Source organism: Streptomyces sp. 1331.2, from assembly GCF_900199205.1.
In the GTDB taxonomy this organism is placed as follows: domain Bacteria; phylum Actinomycetota; class Actinomycetes; order Streptomycetales; family Streptomycetaceae; genus Kitasatospora.
On sequence record NZ_OBMJ01000001.1, the window covers coordinates 3,247,380 to 3,263,645 of the forward strand.

The 16,266-nt window shown below is 72.6% G+C and carries 15 protein-coding genes, 1 pseudogene and 1 riboswitch; of the genes and pseudogenes, 5 read left to right on the forward strand and 11 right to left on the reverse strand.

Features of this window, described 5'->3' with window-relative positions; translation table 11 throughout:
- Nucleotides 1–2 precede the first annotated feature (2 nt).
- Entirely contained in the window at nucleotides 3–164 is a 162-nt protein-coding gene (locus CRP52_RS38185; protein WP_179852790.1) for a hypothetical protein, read from the reverse strand.
- 291 nt (nucleotides 165–455) lie between these two features.
- Between CRP52_RS38185 and CRP52_RS13690 the strand changes: the two genes are divergently transcribed.
- A complete protein-coding gene (locus CRP52_RS13690; protein WP_257032460.1) occupies nucleotides 456–2,540 on the forward strand; it encodes a HelD family protein in 2,085 nt (694 codons plus the stop codon).
- A gap of 50 nt (nucleotides 2,541–2,590) precedes the next feature.
- Here the strand turns inward: CRP52_RS13690 and CRP52_RS13695 are convergent, their stop codons facing one another.
- Nucleotides 2,591–3,277, reverse strand: a complete 687-nt coding sequence (locus CRP52_RS13695) for a copper homeostasis protein CutC (protein ID WP_097236662.1) — start codon at nucleotides 3,275–3,277, stop codon at nucleotides 2,591–2,593.
- Between the two features lie 1,177 nt (nucleotides 3,278–4,454).
- Nucleotides 4,455–4,763: pseudogene (locus tag CRP52_RS13700) on the reverse strand (PadR family transcriptional regulator); the annotation flags it as partial.
- A 67-nt stretch (nucleotides 4,764–4,830) separates the two neighbouring features.
- On the opposite strand from CRP52_RS13700, the gene CRP52_RS13705 reads away from it, so the two are divergent.
- Nucleotides 4,831–5,499, forward strand: coding sequence for an HD domain-containing protein (locus CRP52_RS13705; protein ID WP_257032461.1), 669 nt, complete (start codon nucleotides 4,831–4,833; stop codon nucleotides 5,497–5,499).
- Here the strand turns inward: CRP52_RS13705 and CRP52_RS13710 are convergent.
- The 5 genes from CRP52_RS13710 to thrC form a co-directional block, all read right to left on the reverse strand.
- Entirely contained in the window at nucleotides 5,496–5,852 is a 357-nt protein-coding gene (locus CRP52_RS13710; RefSeq protein ID WP_097236663.1) for a hypothetical protein, read from the reverse strand. The two genes, CRP52_RS13705 and CRP52_RS13710, sit on opposite strands and share 4 nt — an antisense overlap.
- A gap of 98 nt (nucleotides 5,853–5,950) precedes the next feature.
- Nucleotides 5,951–7,573 carry a chaperonin GroEL gene (groL, locus tag CRP52_RS13715; RefSeq protein WP_097236664.1) on the reverse strand — a complete coding sequence of 541 codons (1,623 nt, stop codon included), beginning with the start codon at nucleotides 7,571–7,573 and terminating at the stop codon, nucleotides 5,951–5,953.
- 372 nt (nucleotides 7,574–7,945) lie between these two features.
- Nucleotides 7,946–8,149, reverse strand: coding sequence for a cold-shock protein (locus CRP52_RS13720; protein ID WP_030057071.1), 204 nt, complete (start codon nucleotides 8,147–8,149; stop codon nucleotides 7,946–7,948).
- Nucleotides 8,150–8,689: 540 nt separating this feature from the next.
- On the reverse strand, nucleotides 8,690–8,968 hold the full coding sequence (locus CRP52_RS13725) for a MoaD/ThiS family protein (protein WP_097236665.1): 279 nt from the start codon (nucleotides 8,966–8,968) through the stop codon (nucleotides 8,690–8,692).
- A 59-nt stretch (nucleotides 8,969–9,027) separates the two neighbouring features.
- Nucleotides 9,028–10,308: a threonine synthase gene (gene thrC, locus CRP52_RS13730; RefSeq protein WP_097236666.1), complete on the reverse strand. Its 1,281-nt coding sequence runs from the start codon at nucleotides 10,306–10,308 to the stop codon at nucleotides 9,028–9,030.
- Between the two features lie 17 nt (nucleotides 10,309–10,325).
- Nucleotides 10,326–10,461, reverse strand: a riboswitch (SAM riboswitch).
- A 148-nt stretch (nucleotides 10,462–10,609) separates the two neighbouring features.
- Between thrC and CRP52_RS13735 the strand changes: the two genes are divergently transcribed.
- Nucleotides 10,610–11,614: a glucosyl-3-phosphoglycerate synthase gene (locus tag CRP52_RS13735; protein WP_097236667.1), complete on the forward strand. Its 1,005-nt coding sequence runs from the start codon at nucleotides 10,610–10,612 to the stop codon at nucleotides 11,612–11,614.
- A 38-nt stretch (nucleotides 11,615–11,652) separates the two neighbouring features.
- On the forward strand, nucleotides 11,653–13,137 hold the full coding sequence (locus CRP52_RS13740) for an alpha,alpha-trehalose-phosphate synthase (UDP-forming) (protein ID WP_097236668.1): 1,485 nt from the start codon (nucleotides 11,653–11,655) through the stop codon (nucleotides 13,135–13,137).
- Here CRP52_RS13740 and otsB read toward each other — a convergent pair.
- Together otsB and CRP52_RS13750 are read right to left on the reverse strand one after the other, a co-directional pair.
- On the reverse strand, nucleotides 13,124–13,948 hold the full coding sequence (otsB, locus tag CRP52_RS13745) for a trehalose-phosphatase (RefSeq protein WP_306458914.1): 825 nt from the start codon (nucleotides 13,946–13,948) through the stop codon (nucleotides 13,124–13,126). The genes CRP52_RS13740 and otsB overlap by 14 nt on opposite strands.
- A gap of 56 nt (nucleotides 13,949–14,004) precedes the next feature.
- Nucleotides 14,005–14,268: a DUF3263 domain-containing protein gene (locus tag CRP52_RS13750; protein WP_097240064.1), complete on the reverse strand. Its 264-nt coding sequence runs from the start codon at nucleotides 14,266–14,268 to the stop codon at nucleotides 14,005–14,007.
- Between the two features lie 67 nt (nucleotides 14,269–14,335).
- On the opposite strand from CRP52_RS13750, the gene CRP52_RS13755 reads away from it, so the two are divergent.
- A complete protein-coding gene (locus CRP52_RS13755) occupies nucleotides 14,336–14,698 on the forward strand; it encodes a cupin domain-containing protein (protein ID WP_097236670.1) in 363 nt (120 codons plus the stop codon).
- 28 nt (nucleotides 14,699–14,726) lie between these two features.
- On the opposite strand, the gene CRP52_RS13760 is transcribed toward CRP52_RS13755, so the two are convergent.
- Nucleotides 14,727–16,007 carry an extracellular solute-binding protein gene (locus CRP52_RS13760; protein ID WP_257032462.1) on the reverse strand — a complete coding sequence of 427 codons (1,281 nt, stop codon included), beginning with the start codon at nucleotides 16,005–16,007 and terminating at the stop codon, nucleotides 14,727–14,729.
- Nucleotides 16,008–16,266 lie beyond the last annotated feature (259 nt).

Genomic DNA, 16,266 nt, shown 5'->3' on the forward strand with positions numbered 1-16,266 from the left:
GGTCAGTACCGGACACCGTCGCGCCCGAGGAAGATCACGCGCGCGGCGGTGTCCAGCACGATGCCGACGTTGCGCACCACGGTGCTCAGCGGGTTGCGGTGGCGGCCCTGGACGGCGGTCGCGCCGGCCGGGCCCGAACGGGGGGTGGGGGTTTCGGTGCTCATGTCTTCAACGGTAGGCACCCGGACGGCCGTGGGCATCACTCCGAAGGCCGCATCCAGCGAGGCACCCGTCCTCCTCCAGGTGTACGCACGCCCCTGAGACCTGCGGGGCTGGAACCCGGAGACGGACGGGTCTAAGATCGTCCGTCTGCCCCCTCCCGAACCGTGGTACCTGCTGAAGTCCCGCAGGCAGCCGGGGGAGGCGCCGACCGCACGGCAACCGGTCGGCTGTACCCCACCGTGAGCTCCATCGATCCGCTGCGCCCGCCACCGGGGCAGCCGGGAAGGTTCGCTGTGCCCGCCACCCCCACCACCGACCCCCTCCAGCGCGAACGCGAGCACCTGGCCGCGTCCCGGGCCGCGCTGCGAGCGATGCGCGAGGACGTCGAGTCGCTCGACCTGCGCGACGTGACCGGCACCTGGGTGTCCGCCGTCGTCCTGCAGAACCAGATCGAGGCCAGGATCGCCGCCCTGGCCGACCTCTCCCACACCCCGCTCTTCTTCGGCCGCCTCGACTACCTGCACGCGGTCAGCGAGGCGGGCCCCTCCAGCCCGAAGGCGGGCAAGGAGGGCCTGTCCGAGGGCGGAGGGGGAGAGAACTTCTACATCGGCCGCCGCCACGTCCACGACGCCGCCGGCGACCCGATGGTGATCGACTGGCGCGCGCCGGTCTCCCAGCCGTTCTACCGGGCCAGCCGCACCGAGCCGATGGACGTCGAGCGCCGCCGCCGCTTCGGCTACACCGGCGGCGAACTCACCGCCTACGAGGACGAGCACCTCACCGACCCGGCCGAGACGGACACCGCCTCCGCCCTGCTCGCCGCCGAGATCGAGAAGCCCCGCGTCGGCCCGATGCGCGACATCGTGGCCACCATCCAGCCCGAGCAGGACGAGATCGTCCGCTCCGACGTGACGGGCACCATCTGCGTCCAGGGGGCCCCGGGCACCGGGAAGACGGCCGTCGGCCTGCACCGCGTCGCGTACCTGCTGTACGCGCACCGCGACCGGCTGGCCCGCACCGGCACCCTGGTGATCGGGCCGAACAACGCCTTCCTCTCGTACATCGAGCAGGTGCTCCCGGCCCTCGGCGAGCTGGACGTCGCCCAGGCCACCGTGCAGCAGCTGGTCGGGCACGTCGAGGTCCGGGGCGAGGACGACCCGGAGGCGGCCCGGCTGAAGGGCGACGCCCGGATGGCCGAGGTGCTGCGCCGGGCCGTGCAGGCCGGCATCACGCTGCCCACCGAGCCCTGCGTGGTGATCCGCGGCTCCCGCCGCTGGCGCGTCCCGGTGTACGAACTGGTGGAGATCATCGAGGAGTTGAGGGGCCGCGAGATCCGCTACGGCGCCGCCAGGGACGCCCTGCCGCAGCGCATCGCGCACGCCGTGCTGCTGAAGATGGAGCAGGGCGGCGAGGCCCCGGACGACCGGGTGCAGGACGCAGTGGCCCGCAACAGCGCGGTCAAGGCGGTGGTCAAGGAGTGCTGGCCGGCCGTGGACCCGGCGAAGCTGGTCCTGCGGCTGCTCTCCGACCCCGGGTTCCTGGCCGAGTGCGCCGAGGGCGTGCTGACGCCCGAGGAGCAGGCAGCGGTGCTCTGGCCCAAGCCCGGCCGCTCGGTGAAGACCGCCCGCTGGACGCCGGCCGACGCCGTCCTGGTGGACGAGGCGACGGACCTGGTGCAGCGCACGCCCTCGCTCGGGCACGTGGTGCTGGACGAGGCGCAGGACCTCTCCCCGATGCAGTACCGGGCGGTCGGCCGCCGCTGCACCACCGGCTCGGCGACGGTCCTCGGCGACCTCGCCCAGGGCACCACCCCGTGGGCGACGGCGAGTTGGCCGGACGCGCTGCACCACCTGGGCAAGCCGGACGCGCACATCGAGGAGCTGACCAAGGGCTTCCGGGTGCCGGAGGAGGTCATCGCGTACGCCTCCCGGCTGCTCCCGGCGATCGCCCCCGGCCTGGCCCCGGCCGGCTCGGTCCGCGAGGCGCCCGGCTCGCTGACGATCCGCCACATCGCCGACGGCGGCCTGCCGGAGGCCGTGGTCGCCGCCTGCCGGGAGGCACTGGCGCGCGAGGGCTCGACCGGCCTGATCGCCGCCGACGCCCGGATCCCGCAGCTCGCCGAGGCGCTGGCCGCGGCCGGCCTGCCGCACCTCACCCCCGGCACCGAGACCACCGCCGAGGCCCGGCTCACCCTCGTCCCGGCCTCGCTGGCCAAGGGCCTGGAGTACGACTACGTGGTGCTGGACGAACCGGCCGCGGTGATCGCCGGCGAGCCGGACGAACGGACCGGCCTGCGGCGGCTGTACGTCGCACTGACCCGCGCCGTCTCCGGCCTGACCGTGCTGCACGAGGCTCCGCTGCCCGAGCAGCTGCGCTGACACGCTTCGAGGGGCCGGCCCGTGACGGCCGGCCCCTCGTGCAAACCCGCTCAGGCGTCGATCAGCGCCCGCCACTCGGCGACCTTGGCCGCGTCCACCGGCGTCTGCCAGCCGCCGGCCCGCACCGCACCGCCGACGTGGAAGGCGTCGAAGCCGTCCGCCCGCAGCTCCTTCAGGTGCTCGGCCCGCAGGCCGCCGCCGATCAGGATCCGCTGCCGGTAGCCGGGCTCCCCGGCGCGGGCGAGCTCGGCCGACAGCACCTCGCGGCCGGCGTCCACCCCGGCGGCCGCGCCGGAGGTGAGGAAGGTGTCCAGCCCGGGCAGGGCACCGACGGCGGCCCGCAGGGCGGCCCGGTCGGCGCTGTGGTCGATCGCCCGGTGGAAGGTCCAGCGGCAGCCGGCCACCGCCTCGGCGACGACCGTGGTGGCGGCCAGGTCGACGGCGCCGCCGGCGTCGAGGAAGCCGAGGACGAACTCCTCGGCGCCCTCGGCGCGCAGGGCGGCGGCCCGGGCGCACAGCTCGTCCAGGTCGCCGGGGGCGAAGCCGTCCCGGATCCGGAGCATGACGCGCAGCGGGATGCCGACGGCGGCCCGGATCCGGGCGAAGTCCTCGACGGACGGGGTGAGCCCGTCGGCGGCCATGTCGGTGACCAGTTCGAGCCGGTCGGCGCCGCCCGACTCGGCGGCCTGGGCGTCCTGGGGCGTCAGCGCGATGACTTCGAAAATTGGTCTAGACATATTCGACAGCCTGCCACATCCCGCCGAACCCGGCGAGACCACACCACCGTTCCGGCCACCCCGCCGTTCCGCGCCACCAGCCAGCCGTTCGGGGCCACCAGCCAGCCGTTCCGGGCACCCCGCGTCACACCGGACTGCGTCCCACCCCGGCGCGCGCCGCCCCGCCACGCCCGGCCCCACCCCGGCCGACCCGGTGCACCGCCACGGCCGTCACCGCCAGCAGCACCAGCACCGGCACCACCGTGGGCAGCAGGTGCGAGACCCCCCGGGACTCCCGCCAGATGTTGAACAGGCTGGCCGGCCCGGTCAGCGCCAGCACCACGATCCCCAGGGCGGCGGGCGCCACCCGGCTGCGCAGCGCGGTGAAGGCCAGCAGCGCCGGCACCACCAGCATCGCCACGAACCACCCCTGGTCCACCGGGAACGTCGTGTCGTCCCAGCGCTGCCCCGCCGCCAGCAGCCCGCCCGTCACCGCCGAGGCCAGGACCAGCCCCCGGGTCCGCCAGGTAGCCCGGGGCAGCAGGTCGGTCGGGGCGCCGGCCAGCACCAGCGCGCAGAGCGCCAGCGGCAGGGTCGCCATCCCGACGTACCCGGACCACCACACGGAGAAGTACGAGCGGTGGGCCTCCTGCCCCAGTTCGAGCAGGCCCATCGCGCCCAGGGCCAGCGACAGGCCCCGTCCCGCCGTCCACCGGCCGAGCAGCGCCGCCACCAGGAGCAGCATCGCCGTGACCGGCTCGGCCAGGATCCCGACGTAGGTGCGCAGCGAGTCGTCCCAGGTGAGCTTCCAGGCCACCCGGTCCGCGTCGGCGACCCAGGGCGCCAGCACGGCACCGATCACGGCGCCGACGGCCATCGGGGCGGCCATCGCCAGCACCCGGCCGGGCATCGAGGCGCCGGTCAGCCCGAGCCGCACCCGCAGCCCGTACAGCGCCAGGTCGAGGATCTCCCGGGCGACGGCGCAGCGGCCGGCCTGCGCCGTCGTCTCGGCGAAGACCTCCGCCAGCTCCTCGCCGCGCTCGCGGCGGTAGTGCGCCGGGTAGAGCTGGAGCGCGGCCCGCAGCGCGGGCGACAGCCAGGGCGCTCCGATCGTCGGCGTGGTCATGTGAGGCCTCCCCCCCGTCGCGGGCCGCTTGTTCGGCCCCGCCTTCCCCGTCAGCATCGACCGGACTTTCGAGAGCCGGCGCTCCGCCTCGGTGGCGACGGCCAGCAGCCGCTCGGCCTCGGCGGCCAGCGCGCCCCGGCCGGCGTCGGTCAGCGCGTAGGTGCGCCGGGCGCGGCCGTCGACCACCTCCTCGGCGGCGACCTCGATCAGGCCCTGGCCGAGCAGCCGGTCGAGGGCGCCGTAGAGCGTGCCGGTGCGCATCCTGACCCGGCCGTCGGAGATCGCGGCGACCTCCTGGATGAGGGCGTAGCCGTGTCTCGGCGCGTCGGCCAGTGCGGTGAGCAGGAGCAGCGTGGGCTCCTGCATCGAGCGTTCCGTCATACGCCTACATATATCGTCAACCTACCTATAAGGTCCAGCGCCCGGCCGAGCCGCCACAATGGCCCGCATGCCCGAGACGACGCCCGAGACCATGCCCGACACACCGCCCACCACGACCGACGACCTGCTCGCCGCCTGGACCGCCCTGCTGCACCGCTGCGGCGCCACCACCGACCCCGGGCCGTACGGCCGCGAGCTGCTGCGCCGCTGGTCCGAGCCGCAGCGCCGCTACCACACCCCCGAGCACCTGCGCGCGGTCCTGCGCCACGTCGACGACCTCGCCGGGCACGCCGCCGACCCGGACACCGTCCGCCTCGCCGCCTGGTTCCACGACGCCGTCTACCGCCCCGACCGCAGCGAGAACGAAGAACGCAGCGCCGCCCTGGCCGTCCGCGCCCTGACCGCCGCCGGCCTGCCCGCCGCCCGCACCGCCGAGGTCGAGCGGCTGGTGCTGCTCACCGTCGCCCACGACCCGGCGCCGGGCGACCGCGACGGCGAGGTGCTCTGCGACGCGGACCTCGCCGTCCTCGGCGGCACCCCCGGGGCGTACGCGGCGTACGCGGCCGCCGTCCGGGAGGAGTACGGCTTCGTCCCGGAGCCGGACTTCCGCGCGGGCCGGGCCGCCGTGCTGCGCCGGCTCCTGGCGCTCCCGGCGCTCTACCGCACCCCCGCCGCCCGCGAGCGCTTCACCGCCGCCGCCCGCACCAACCTGACGACCGAACTCGAAAGTCTCTAGCGCAGCTCGCCGACCGGCGCCACCACCGCGCCCTGCTTGCCGCACACCCAGTGCGGCTCCGGCCCCAGCTCCGGCTCCACGCCCAGCGCGTGCGGATCCCCGTCGGCCGCGCAGACGGTACACAGCGGCCAGCGCCCGTACGCCTCCAGCAGCGCGTCCTGGACGTCCTGCGCGACCAGTCCGAGCACGTACTCGGTGCCGTCCGGCCACTGCTCCAGCCACCACCGGCGGTGGGTGACGGCCTGCTCCACCAGCGAGACGACGGCGGCGTCGGCCACGTCCCGTGCGGTGAGGTCGGCCAGGATCAGGGCGCGCGCGTTGTGCAGGGCGGTCTCGATGTCGTCGGAAGCCATCCCCCCATTGTCCGGCACAACGCCGCGTGGGCGGCCCCCCGAAGGGAACCGCCCACACGGACGAGGATCAGCCGATCCGACCGGTAGACCGATCAGGATCAGAAGTCCATGTCACCGCCCGGCATGCCGCCGCCGGCGGCCGCGGCGGCCTTCTCCGGCTTGTCGGCGATGACGGCCTCGGTGGTGAGGAACAGCGCCGCGATGGAGGCGGCGTTCTGCAGCGCGGAGCGGGTGACCTTGGCCGGGTCGATGATGCCCTCGGCGACCAGGTCGACGTACTCGTTGGTGGCGGCGTTCAGGCCGTGACCGGCGGGGAGGTTGCGCACCTTCTCCACCACGACGCCACCCTCCAGGCCGGCGTTGGTCGCGATCTGCTTGATCGGGGCCTCCAGCGCGACCTTGACGATGTTGGCACCGGTGGCCTCGTCGCCCTCCAGCTCCAGCTTGTCGAAGGCGACACCGGCCTGCAGCAGCGCGACGCCACCACCGGCGACGATGCCCTCCTCGACGGCGGCCTTGGCGTTGCGGACGGCGTCCTCGATGCGGTGCTTGCGCTCCTTGAGCTCCACCTCGGTGGCCGCGCCGGCCTTGATGACGGCCACGCCGCCGGCCAGCTTGGCGAGGCGCTCCTGGAGCTTCTCGCGGTCGTAGTCCGAGTCGCTGTTCTCGATCTCGGCGCGGATCTGGTTCACGCGGCCCGCGACCTGCTCGCTGTCGCCGCCACCGTCGACGATGGTGGTCTCGTCCTTGGTGATGACCACCTTGCGGGCGGTGCCCAGCAGGTCGATGCCGGCGTTCTCCAGCTTGAGGCCGACCTCCTCGGAGATCACGGTGCCACCGGTGAGGATGGCGATGTCGCCGAGCATGGCCTTGCGGCGGTCGCCGAAGCCCGGGGCCTTGACGGCGACGGACTTGAAGGTGCCGCGGATCTTGTTCACGACCAGGGTCGACAGGGCCTCGCCCTCGACGTCCTCGGCGATGATGACGAGCGGCTTGCCGCTCTGCATGACCTTCTCCAGCAGCGGGAGCAGGTCCTTGACCGAGCCGATCTTGGAGTTGGCGATGAGGATGTACGGGTCCTCGAAGGTCGCCTCCATCCGCTCCAGGTCGGTGGCGAAGTAGGCCGAGATGTAGCCCTTGTCGAAGCGCATGCCCTCGGTGAGCTCCAGCTCCAGACCGAAGGTGTTGCTCTCCTCGACGGTGATGACGCCTTCCTTGCCGACCTTGTCCATGGCCTCGGCGATCAGCTCGCCGATCTGGGTGTCGGCGGCCGAGATGGAGGCGGTGGAGGCGATCTGCTCCTTGGTCTCCACGTCCTTGGCCTGGGCCAGCAGCTGGTCGGAGACGGCGGCGACGGCCTTCTCGATGCCGCGCTTCAGGGCCATCGGGTTGGCGCCGGCGGCGACGTTGCGCAGACCCTCGCGAACCAGGGCCTGGGCCAGCACGGTGGCGGTGGTGGTGCCGTCACCCGCGACGTCGTCGGTCTTCTTGGCGACCTCCTTGACGAGCTCCGCGCCGATCTTCTCGTAGGGGTCTTCGAGCTCGATCTCCTTGGCGATGGAGACACCGTCGTTGGTGATCGTGGGGGCGCCCCACTTCTTCTCCAGCACGACGTTGCGGCCCTTGGGGCCGAGCGTGACCTTCACTGCGTCGGCGAGCTGGTTCATGCCACGCTCAAGGCCGCGGCGAGCTTCCTCATCAAAGGCGATGATCTTGGCCATCAGAAGTGGTCCTCCGGGACACGGTCGACTGCTCGGACCAAGGGGTGCCCGCGACGGACGGCCCTGGTGTGCGGGGGTCTTTTCCCCTACCGCTCCCGGGGGCCTCACCGACCCGGTCCGCTGTCACTCTCACGCTGTGAGTGCTAACGCCAATGATTAGCACTCACGGTGGTCGAGTGCAAGCCCAATCACCGATCCGCGAGCCGCCGCGGAGCCCGCACCCGGCCCACCAGGCGGCCCGCCGACCACCCCGCCACACGGCCCCCGCCGGGGAACGCCGACGGGCCCGCACGACGCGTGTCGTACGGGCCCGCCGAGAAGCGAGAGGTCACCAGCCGTAGGGCCGCGCCGAGCTCCTGGGGTCGGAAGGCGTCAGCCCGCGGCGCGGACCATGTCCGCCTGCGGGCCCTTCTGTCCCTGGGAGATCTCGAACTCGACCCGCTGGCCCTCCTCGAGGGTGCGGTAGCCGTCCATCTGGATCGCGCTGTAGTGGACGAAGACGTCCGCACCACCGTCGACCGCGATGAAGCCGTAGCCCTTCTCCGCGTTGAACCACTTGACGGTGCCCTGAGCCATTCCGAACTCCCCTAGTGCTGTGCTGGCCCTTCACGCGCCCGCAGGTCACGGGCCCGGGTTGGTTGTGTAGGCCGGCCCGGGGAACCCCCCTGAGCGCAGCCGTGCACGCCGCAATCCCCCGCACGGGATGCCGAACGGCTTCCGGTGGGCGGCTGATTGCGTCGACCGCCGCTGAATGTATCCGGACCGAAGCCCTCTGCAACAGGGTCAGCCGCCGGGAATTCCGCTGCACTGTCAAGGGACAGGACAGGGTGAACCGGGAAAATCTCCGCATTTCACGCCGGACATAGCGGACGAATTACTCAAATGCCCGCGCGAATTCTGACATCGGCCTGACATGTTTCCCGCGCCGGTCTCACCGGCCGGACGCCCTCCGGTGGAACACCGCGGAAGGCCGAAAGGGAGGCCCTGTTCCCAGCCGAGCCACACTCTACTCCGACTCGACCGGGAAATATTCCCGCCGAAATTCACGCGGCCGCCCGCCCGTACGGAGAGCGGAATTCCGTACGGGCGGGCGGCCGGAAACGGGGCCGCGGCGGGTCAGCAGCCGCCGGCCACCGCCGGGATGATCGAGACGCCGGCGCCGTCCTTGATCTCGGTCGCCAGGCCCTCGGCGAAGCGCACGTCGTCGTCGTTCACGTAGACGTTCACGAAGCGGCGCAGCTTGCCGGTGTCGTCCAGGATGCGGGCGGAGATGCCCGCGTGGTTCTTCTCCAGGTCGGCGATGACCTCGGCCAGGGTGGCGCCCTCGGCGGTGACCTCGGCGGCGCCGTCGGTGTAGGTGCGCAGGATGGTGGGGATGCGGACGGTGGCGCTCATGGCTCTCCTTGCGGGGTGGGGCCTTGCGGGGGGGGCGGGGCCTTGCGGGGTGGAGGTGGTCAGGCGGACGCGAGGCCGGCGGCGCGGAAGGACTCCAGCGTCGGGCGGATGACGGCGGTCATGCCCGCGTCGGAGACGGCGTCCAGGGTCTTCAGGCCGTCGCCGGTGTTGATCGCGACGGTCTCCTTGGCCGGGTCCAGCTGCCCGGTCTCGACCAGCTTCTTCAGCACGCCGACGGTCACCCCGCCCGCGGTCTCGGCGAAGATGCCCTCGGTCCGCGCCAGCAGCCGGATCGCCGCCACGACCTCGGCGTCCGTCACATCCTCCACCGCACCACCGGTCCGCCGCGCGATGTCCAGCACGTACGGCCCGTCGGCCGGGTTGCCGATCGCCAGCGACTTGGCGATGGTGTTCGGCTTGACCGGCCTGATCACGTCCCGCCCGGCCTTGAAGGCGGCCGACACCGGCGAGCACCCCTCGGCCTGGGCGCCGAAGATCCGGTACGGCCGGTCCTCGACCAGGCCGAGCTTGATCAGCTCCTGCAGCCCCTTGTCGATCTTCGTCAGCTGCGAGCCCGAGGCGATCGGGATCACGATCTGCTCCGGCAGCCGCCAGCCGAGCTGCTCGCAGATCTCGTACGCCAGCGTCTTGGAGCCCTCGCCGTAGTAGGGGCGCAGGTTGACGTTGACGAAGCCCCAGCCCTCACCGGCCGCGTCGCCGATCAGCTCCGAGCAGAAGCGGTTCACGTCGTCGTAGTTGCCCTCGATGCCGACCAGCTCGCCGCCGTACACCCCGGCCATGACGACCTTGCCCTGCTCCAGGTCGTGCGGGATGAACACGCAGGAGCGGAACCCGGCGCGAGCGGCCGCCGCACCCACCGCACCGGCCAGGTTGCCGGTCGAGGAGCAGGACAGCGTGGTGTACCCGAACGCCCGGGCCGCCTCGATCGCGCAGGCCACCACCCGGTCCTTGAAGGAGTGCGTCGGGTTCCCGGAGTCGTCCTTGATGTGCAGCTGGGCGGTGAAGCCGAGCTCCCGGCCCAGGTTGTCCGCCTTCACCAGCGGGGTCCACCCCGGGTTCAGGTTGGGCTTGGACGCCACGTCGGCCGGCACCGGCAGCAGCGGGGCGTAACGCCAGACGGACGCCGGACCGGCCTCGATCCGCTTGCGCAGCTCCTCGGCGTCCTCGCCGCCGAACTCGTAGGCGATCTCCAGCGGGCCGAAGCACTCCAGGCACGCGAAGCTGGGGCCGAGGGGGAAACGCGTTCCGCACTCCCGACAGGACAGCGCGGTGGCCGGGCCCAGGTCGACGGAAACAGGTGCGGCAAGGTCGATAGCCATGATGGCGGAGGCCTCTCTCCTCATCTTCCCCGCGGCGCGGTCGCGCCACAGGCCGGAATTGGCACCTGTCCCGCCGGGGCCTGTCGACGACAGCCGAGCGAGAAGGTTGCCGGGACGTCAACGGGCCGTTCCCTCAGTCCCTCTGGATGAGCTTGTGAAATTGTGTTGCTGCTCAACGGCGACCCCGGCGTGCGAAGGTCCGACCGCTGTACGAAGACTGTATCCGAAGGCGTCAACCCTGAACGGGACCGTCCGCCACGCGAGATGGCCCGTCCCACCCGACCCCGCCGAGGAGACTTCCGTGCCCGCCGAACCGACTCCCGAGCTCCTCCCGCAGGCGGCGTCCTGGCTGCGCCGCCGCTCCTGGAGCGCGGCCGACCGGCCGGTCGACGCCCTCCTCGCGGCCAAGGAACGCACCGGCCGCACCGTCAGCGTGGTGCTCCCCGCCCTGGACGAGGAGGCCACCGTCGGCGACATCGTCCGCACCGTCCGCCGGGAGCTGATGGAACGCCTCCCGTTGGTCGACGAGCTCGTCGTGGTCGACTCCGGCTCCACCGACGCCACCGCCGCCGTCGCCGCCGAGGCCGGCGCCCGGGTGGAACACCGGGACGCCATCCTGCCCCGGCTGCCCGCCGCCCCCGGCAAGGGCGAGGTGCTCTGGCGCTCGCTGCTGGTCACCCACGGCGACATCGTCTGCTTCGTCGACGCCGACCTGCGCGAGTTCGACCCGGCCTTCGTCTCCGGCATCGTCGGCCCGCTGCTGACCGACGAGTCCATCCAGCTGGTCAAGGCCATGTACGACCGCCCGCTGGAGACCGAGAGCGGCGCCGTCGTCCCGGCCGGCGGCGGCCGCGTCACCGAACTCGTCGCCCGTCCCCTGCTCAACCTCCACTGGCCGGAACTCGCCGGTTTCGTCCAGCCCCTCGGCGGCGAGTACGCGGCCCGCCGCTCACTGCTCGAACGACTGCCCTTCCCCACCGGCTACGGCGTCGAACTCGGCCTGCTGGTCGATGCGTTGGAACTGGCCGGGCTGGACGCCCTGGCCCAGGTGGACGTCGGGGTCCGGCACCACCGCCACCAGGACGGTCAGGCCCTCGGCCGGATGGCCGCCACCATCTACCGCACCGCCCTCGAACGCCTGGCCCGCACCCACCGCCTGAAAGCCTCCGCCGACCTGGTCCACCCCTACCTCACCCAGTTCGCCCGCGACCCGGACACCCGCGCCTTCACCGCCCACACCCACCCGGTGACGGCCCTGGAACGCCCCCCGATGCACACCCTCCCCGAGTACGCGACCCGGCACTGAAGGGTTTGCCGTCCCGACCCCCCGGCAACATCCCCATCATGGGCGATCTCACGACCGAACGTTCGAGTGCGACCGGCACCGCCCCCATCCTGGTGGCCTCCAACCGGGGACCGGTGTCGTTCAGCACCGCCGCCGAGGGCACGCTGACCCTCCGGCGCGGCGGCGGAGGCCTGGTCTCCGGCCTCTCCGCGATCGACGACCCGAACGCCGTCTGGGTCTGCGCGGGCCTGAACGACGCGGACCGCAGAGCCGCCCGAGAGGCCCCCGACGGCCGCCTCGACCTGGCCGGCCACGACGTCGGCGGACAGGCCGTCCGGATGCTGGACATCGACCCCGAGACCTTCGCCCGCGCCTACAACGGCGTCGCCAACTCCACCCTCTGGTTCGTCCACCACCTGCTCTACGCGACCCCCACCGCACCGTCCTTCGACGCCGGCTTCCGCACCGAATGGGCCGCCTACCAGGCCTACAACGCCGCCTTCGCGAACGCCCTGGCCGCCGAAGCCGCCCCGAACGCCGCCGTCCTGGTCCAGGACTACCACCTCTCCCTCGCCCCTGCCCTGCTCCGCGAAGCCCGCCCCGACCTGCGGATCGGCCACTTCTCCCACACCCCCTGGGCCCCGCCCGAGTACTACCGGCTGCTGCCCGACGACGTCGCCGCATCCGTGCTCACCGGCATCCTCGGCGCCGACCGGGCCGGCTTCCTCACCGAGCGCTGGGCGCGCGCCTTCGCCGCCTGCTGCGCGGACCTCCTCGGCGCCGCCGTCGACCACGACGCACTCACCGTCACCCACGAAGGCCGCACCACCCACCTCGGCGTGCACGCCCTCGGCGCCGACGCCGACTTCCTGCGCGAGCGCTCCCACCGCCCCGACGTGGACGAACGCCTCGCCGCCCTCCGGGCAGCCGTCGGCGACCGCCGCACCATCGTCCGGGTCGACCGCACCGAGCTGAGCAAGAACATCGTCCGCGGCCTCCAGGCCTACCGGCACCTGCTCCGCACCCGCCCCGAGTGGCACGACCGGGTGGTCCACATCGCCTTCGCCTACCCGTCCCGCACCGACCTGGCCGAGTACCGCGACTACACGGCCGCGGTCGAACACCTCGCCGCCGACATCAACGCCGAGTTCGCCACCCCCACCTGGCAGCCGCTGATCCTGCACGTCAACGACGACTTCCCGCGCTCCCTCGCCGCCTACCGCCTCGCCGACGTGGCCCTGGTCAACCCCATCCGGGACGGCATGAACCTGGTGGCCAAGGAAGTCCCCGTGGTCTCCGACCGCGGCTGCGCCCTGGTCCTCTCCCGGGAGGCCGGCGCCCACGCCGAGCTCGCCGGCGACGCCCTGACGGTCAACCCGTACGACGTCATCGCCACCGCCGACGCCCTCCACACCGCCCTCACCATGCCCGAGGCCGAGCGCACCGACCGCACCAAGCGCCTCGCCGCGGCGGCCACCGCCCTCCCCCCGCAGCAGTGGTTCCTCGACCAGCTCAACGCGCTGGCCCAGCTCAACGTGGAGTGAGTGCCTCCCCCAGCGCCCCCAACAGCTCCACCACCCCGGCCGGCCCCGCGACCACCAGGTCCGCGCGGTCGGCCAACTCCTTCACCGGCGCGTCCCCCACCGCCCCGCTGCACACCAACAACCCCGCCACGCCCTCGCCCCGCAGCTCCTCCACCGCCGCGAACGCCGCCACGTCCCCCAGGTCGTCCCCCGCATAGAGCACCGACCGCGCCCCCCGCTCCCGCAGGAACCCGGTCAGCGCCGCCCCCTTGTCCACCCCCGGCGGCCGCAACTCCAGCACCAACCGCCCGGGCTCCACCACCAGCTCGTACCCGGCCGCCAACTCCGCCACCGGCGCCCGCAACAGCTCCAGGGCCTCCTCCGGCGCCGCCGTCCGCCGCGTGTGCACCGCCACCGAGCGCCCCTTGTCCTCCACCCACACCCCCTCCGGCGCCCCCACCCGCGCCAACACCTCCGGCAGCGCCTCCCGCACCCCCGCCACCCCCGGGTGCACCTCCGGCGCCGTCACCTCCCCGTCCTCCCACCGCTCGGCCCCGTAGTGCCCCAGCACCACGACCCCCGGCACCCCCGCCAGCCCCCCGTACTCCACCGCCACCGCCGCAGGCCGCCCGGTCACCACGACCACAGCCCCCACCACCGGCGCCAGCACCCGCAACGCCCCCACCACCCCCGGATGCGCCCTGGCCCGAGCCGGATCCGCCACGATCGGCGCCAACGTCCCGTCGAAGTCCAAGGCGATCACCGCCCCCCGGGGCGCCCCCAGAATCGCCCGCACCCCCTCCCGCCCGGCAACGGTCGTCGGCACCCACATCTCTTCGAATCCCATACCCGACCCCATACCCCCGGCCCCACCCGGGAACGCCCGGCTCAGCGAGCCTCCCGCCGAGCCTCCCGCACCCGCCGCAACCGGTTCACCAGCACCGGCGCGTGTGCCAACGCCTCCTCCCGGTCCAACAAGGCGTTCAGCAGCTGGTAGTACCGCGTCGAGGAGAGCCCCAGCTCCTCCCGGATCGCCCGCTCCTTGGCCCCCGCCGTACGCCACTGCCGCCCCTCCAACGCCAGCACCGCCCGGTCCCGCTCACTCAGCTCGCCCACCGAAGACACCCTCCGCCCGCCACTACGGAGTGTCATTCTCCCGCGCAACCCCGACACACACTGCTCGTCCCACCCCCGCCGCGCCCCCGCTAACGTCACCCCCATGACCGCGCGCACGCCCGAGCCCAGCTTCGCCCTGCACATCCCCGACGCCGAGCTCGAACCCGACCCGCTCGACCCGTCCCAGATCCGCTCCGGCACCCCCGAGGTCACCGGCAAGGTCCTCTCCGAGAGCCCAGACGGCCGCCACCTGCGCGGCATCTGGCAGATCACCCCGGGCGTGGTCACCGACGTGGAGGCCGACGAGATGTTCGTGGTCCTCAGCGGCCGGGCCACCATCGAGATCGAGGACGGCCCGACCCTGGAGGTCGGCCCCGGCGACTGCGCAGTCCTGCGCGAGGGCGACCGCACCACCTGGACGGTCCACGAAACCCTCCGCAAGGCCTACGCGATCACCCTCCCCTGAGCCCGCGAAGAACCCGCGCGGCGCAGCCCTACTTACGGACCTGCGCCGCGTCCTTCACCGCACCGTCCTGCAACCCCCCGAGCACCTGCTTGGGATCCCCCGTCACCGCCTGCCCGATCCCCGCCTTGATCCGGCTGCTGACCTGCCCCCACGCCGGGTCCCCGAACGGGTAGAAGCTCGCGTTGGTCAGCCCGACCGCGAACTGCTTGAGGTCCGCGTGCTTCGGGTCCGTCGACATCTGGTCGAACGCGTCCTGGGTGACGGGCAGCAGGTTGTACTGCTCGTCGAACTTCAGCTGGTTGTCCTTGCCGTAGACGAACGCCAGGAACCTCTTGATCTCGTTCTTGTGCCCGTTCGCCTTGAACGCCATCATCCAGTCCGCGACCCCGAGGCTCCCGGTCCGCCCGACCCCGTCCTTCTTCGGGATCGGCGCCGTCCCGAAGTCGACGTTCCCCGCGGCAGCCATCCGCAGCAGTGTCGGGTGCCCGTTCAGCATCGCGACCTTCCCGGCCGCGAAGTCCTGGAACACCGGCGTGCGGTTCATCTTTCCGGGGTCCGGGTACGTCAGCCCGGTGCTCACCAGGTTGGCCTTGAGCCAGCCGAACGTGGCCTGGTTCTGGGCGCTGTCGATGGTGTAGTTGCCCACGTCGTCGGAGATGCTCCCGCCGCCGCTCAGCGTCCACAGCATGGATTCCGCCGGCGCCTCCTCCGGCCCCAGCGGGAGCCCGTACGGGGTCACTCCCGGCACCTTGGCCTTGATCTTCTCGGCGTCCTGCCGCAGCTCGCTCCAGGTGGCCGGCGGCTGGGCGATCCCCGCCTGCCGGAACATCGCCTTGTTGTAGAAGAGCACCCGCGACGAGGAGACGAACGGGATGCCGTACTGCTTCCCGAGCACCTGCCCGGCGTGTGCGAAGGTGTCCAGGAATTCGGCCTGGGTGTCCACCGAGAGGACGTCCGACGCGGGGTAGAGCCGGTCCGCGGCGACCTGGTCGGCGAAGCCGCCGGTCTGCAGCAGGTCGGGCGACTTCCCGGCCGCGATCATGTCCTCGACCTTCTTGCCGATCTCGGTCCAGCTGTCCACCTCGACGCTGACCTTGATCCCCGGGTTGGCGGCCTCGAAGGCCTTGGCGATGCCGTCCCAGTAGTGCCGGGAGTTGGTCTCCGGGCTCTCGCCGTAGTCCGCGGCGACCAGTCTCAGGGTGACGGTCCCGTCGCCCTGCCCGCTGCACGCGCCGACCGCGGTGAGTGCCAGTGCTCCGGCCAGCACACTGCCGAGCACACGGGTGGGAACGTGGACGCGCCTGTTCAACGCGGGTACCGCCTTAGGGGAAGAACTACCGCCGGAACGAGGGATACCGGCAGGGGAGAGGCGCCACACTGTCAAAAACGCCGACCACTGGTCCACACCACTGGCCCACCCCGCCCCAGTAGTTATCGAAGTGCCCGAGGTCGTTGCACGATGCGCAACACCGGCATCCGCATCCGCCCGGGGACCCATCCACCCCGAAGCCCCCCGTCCGCACGGCTGCGACACAGCTCACCCCACGTGGACCAGACCAATCCGACAA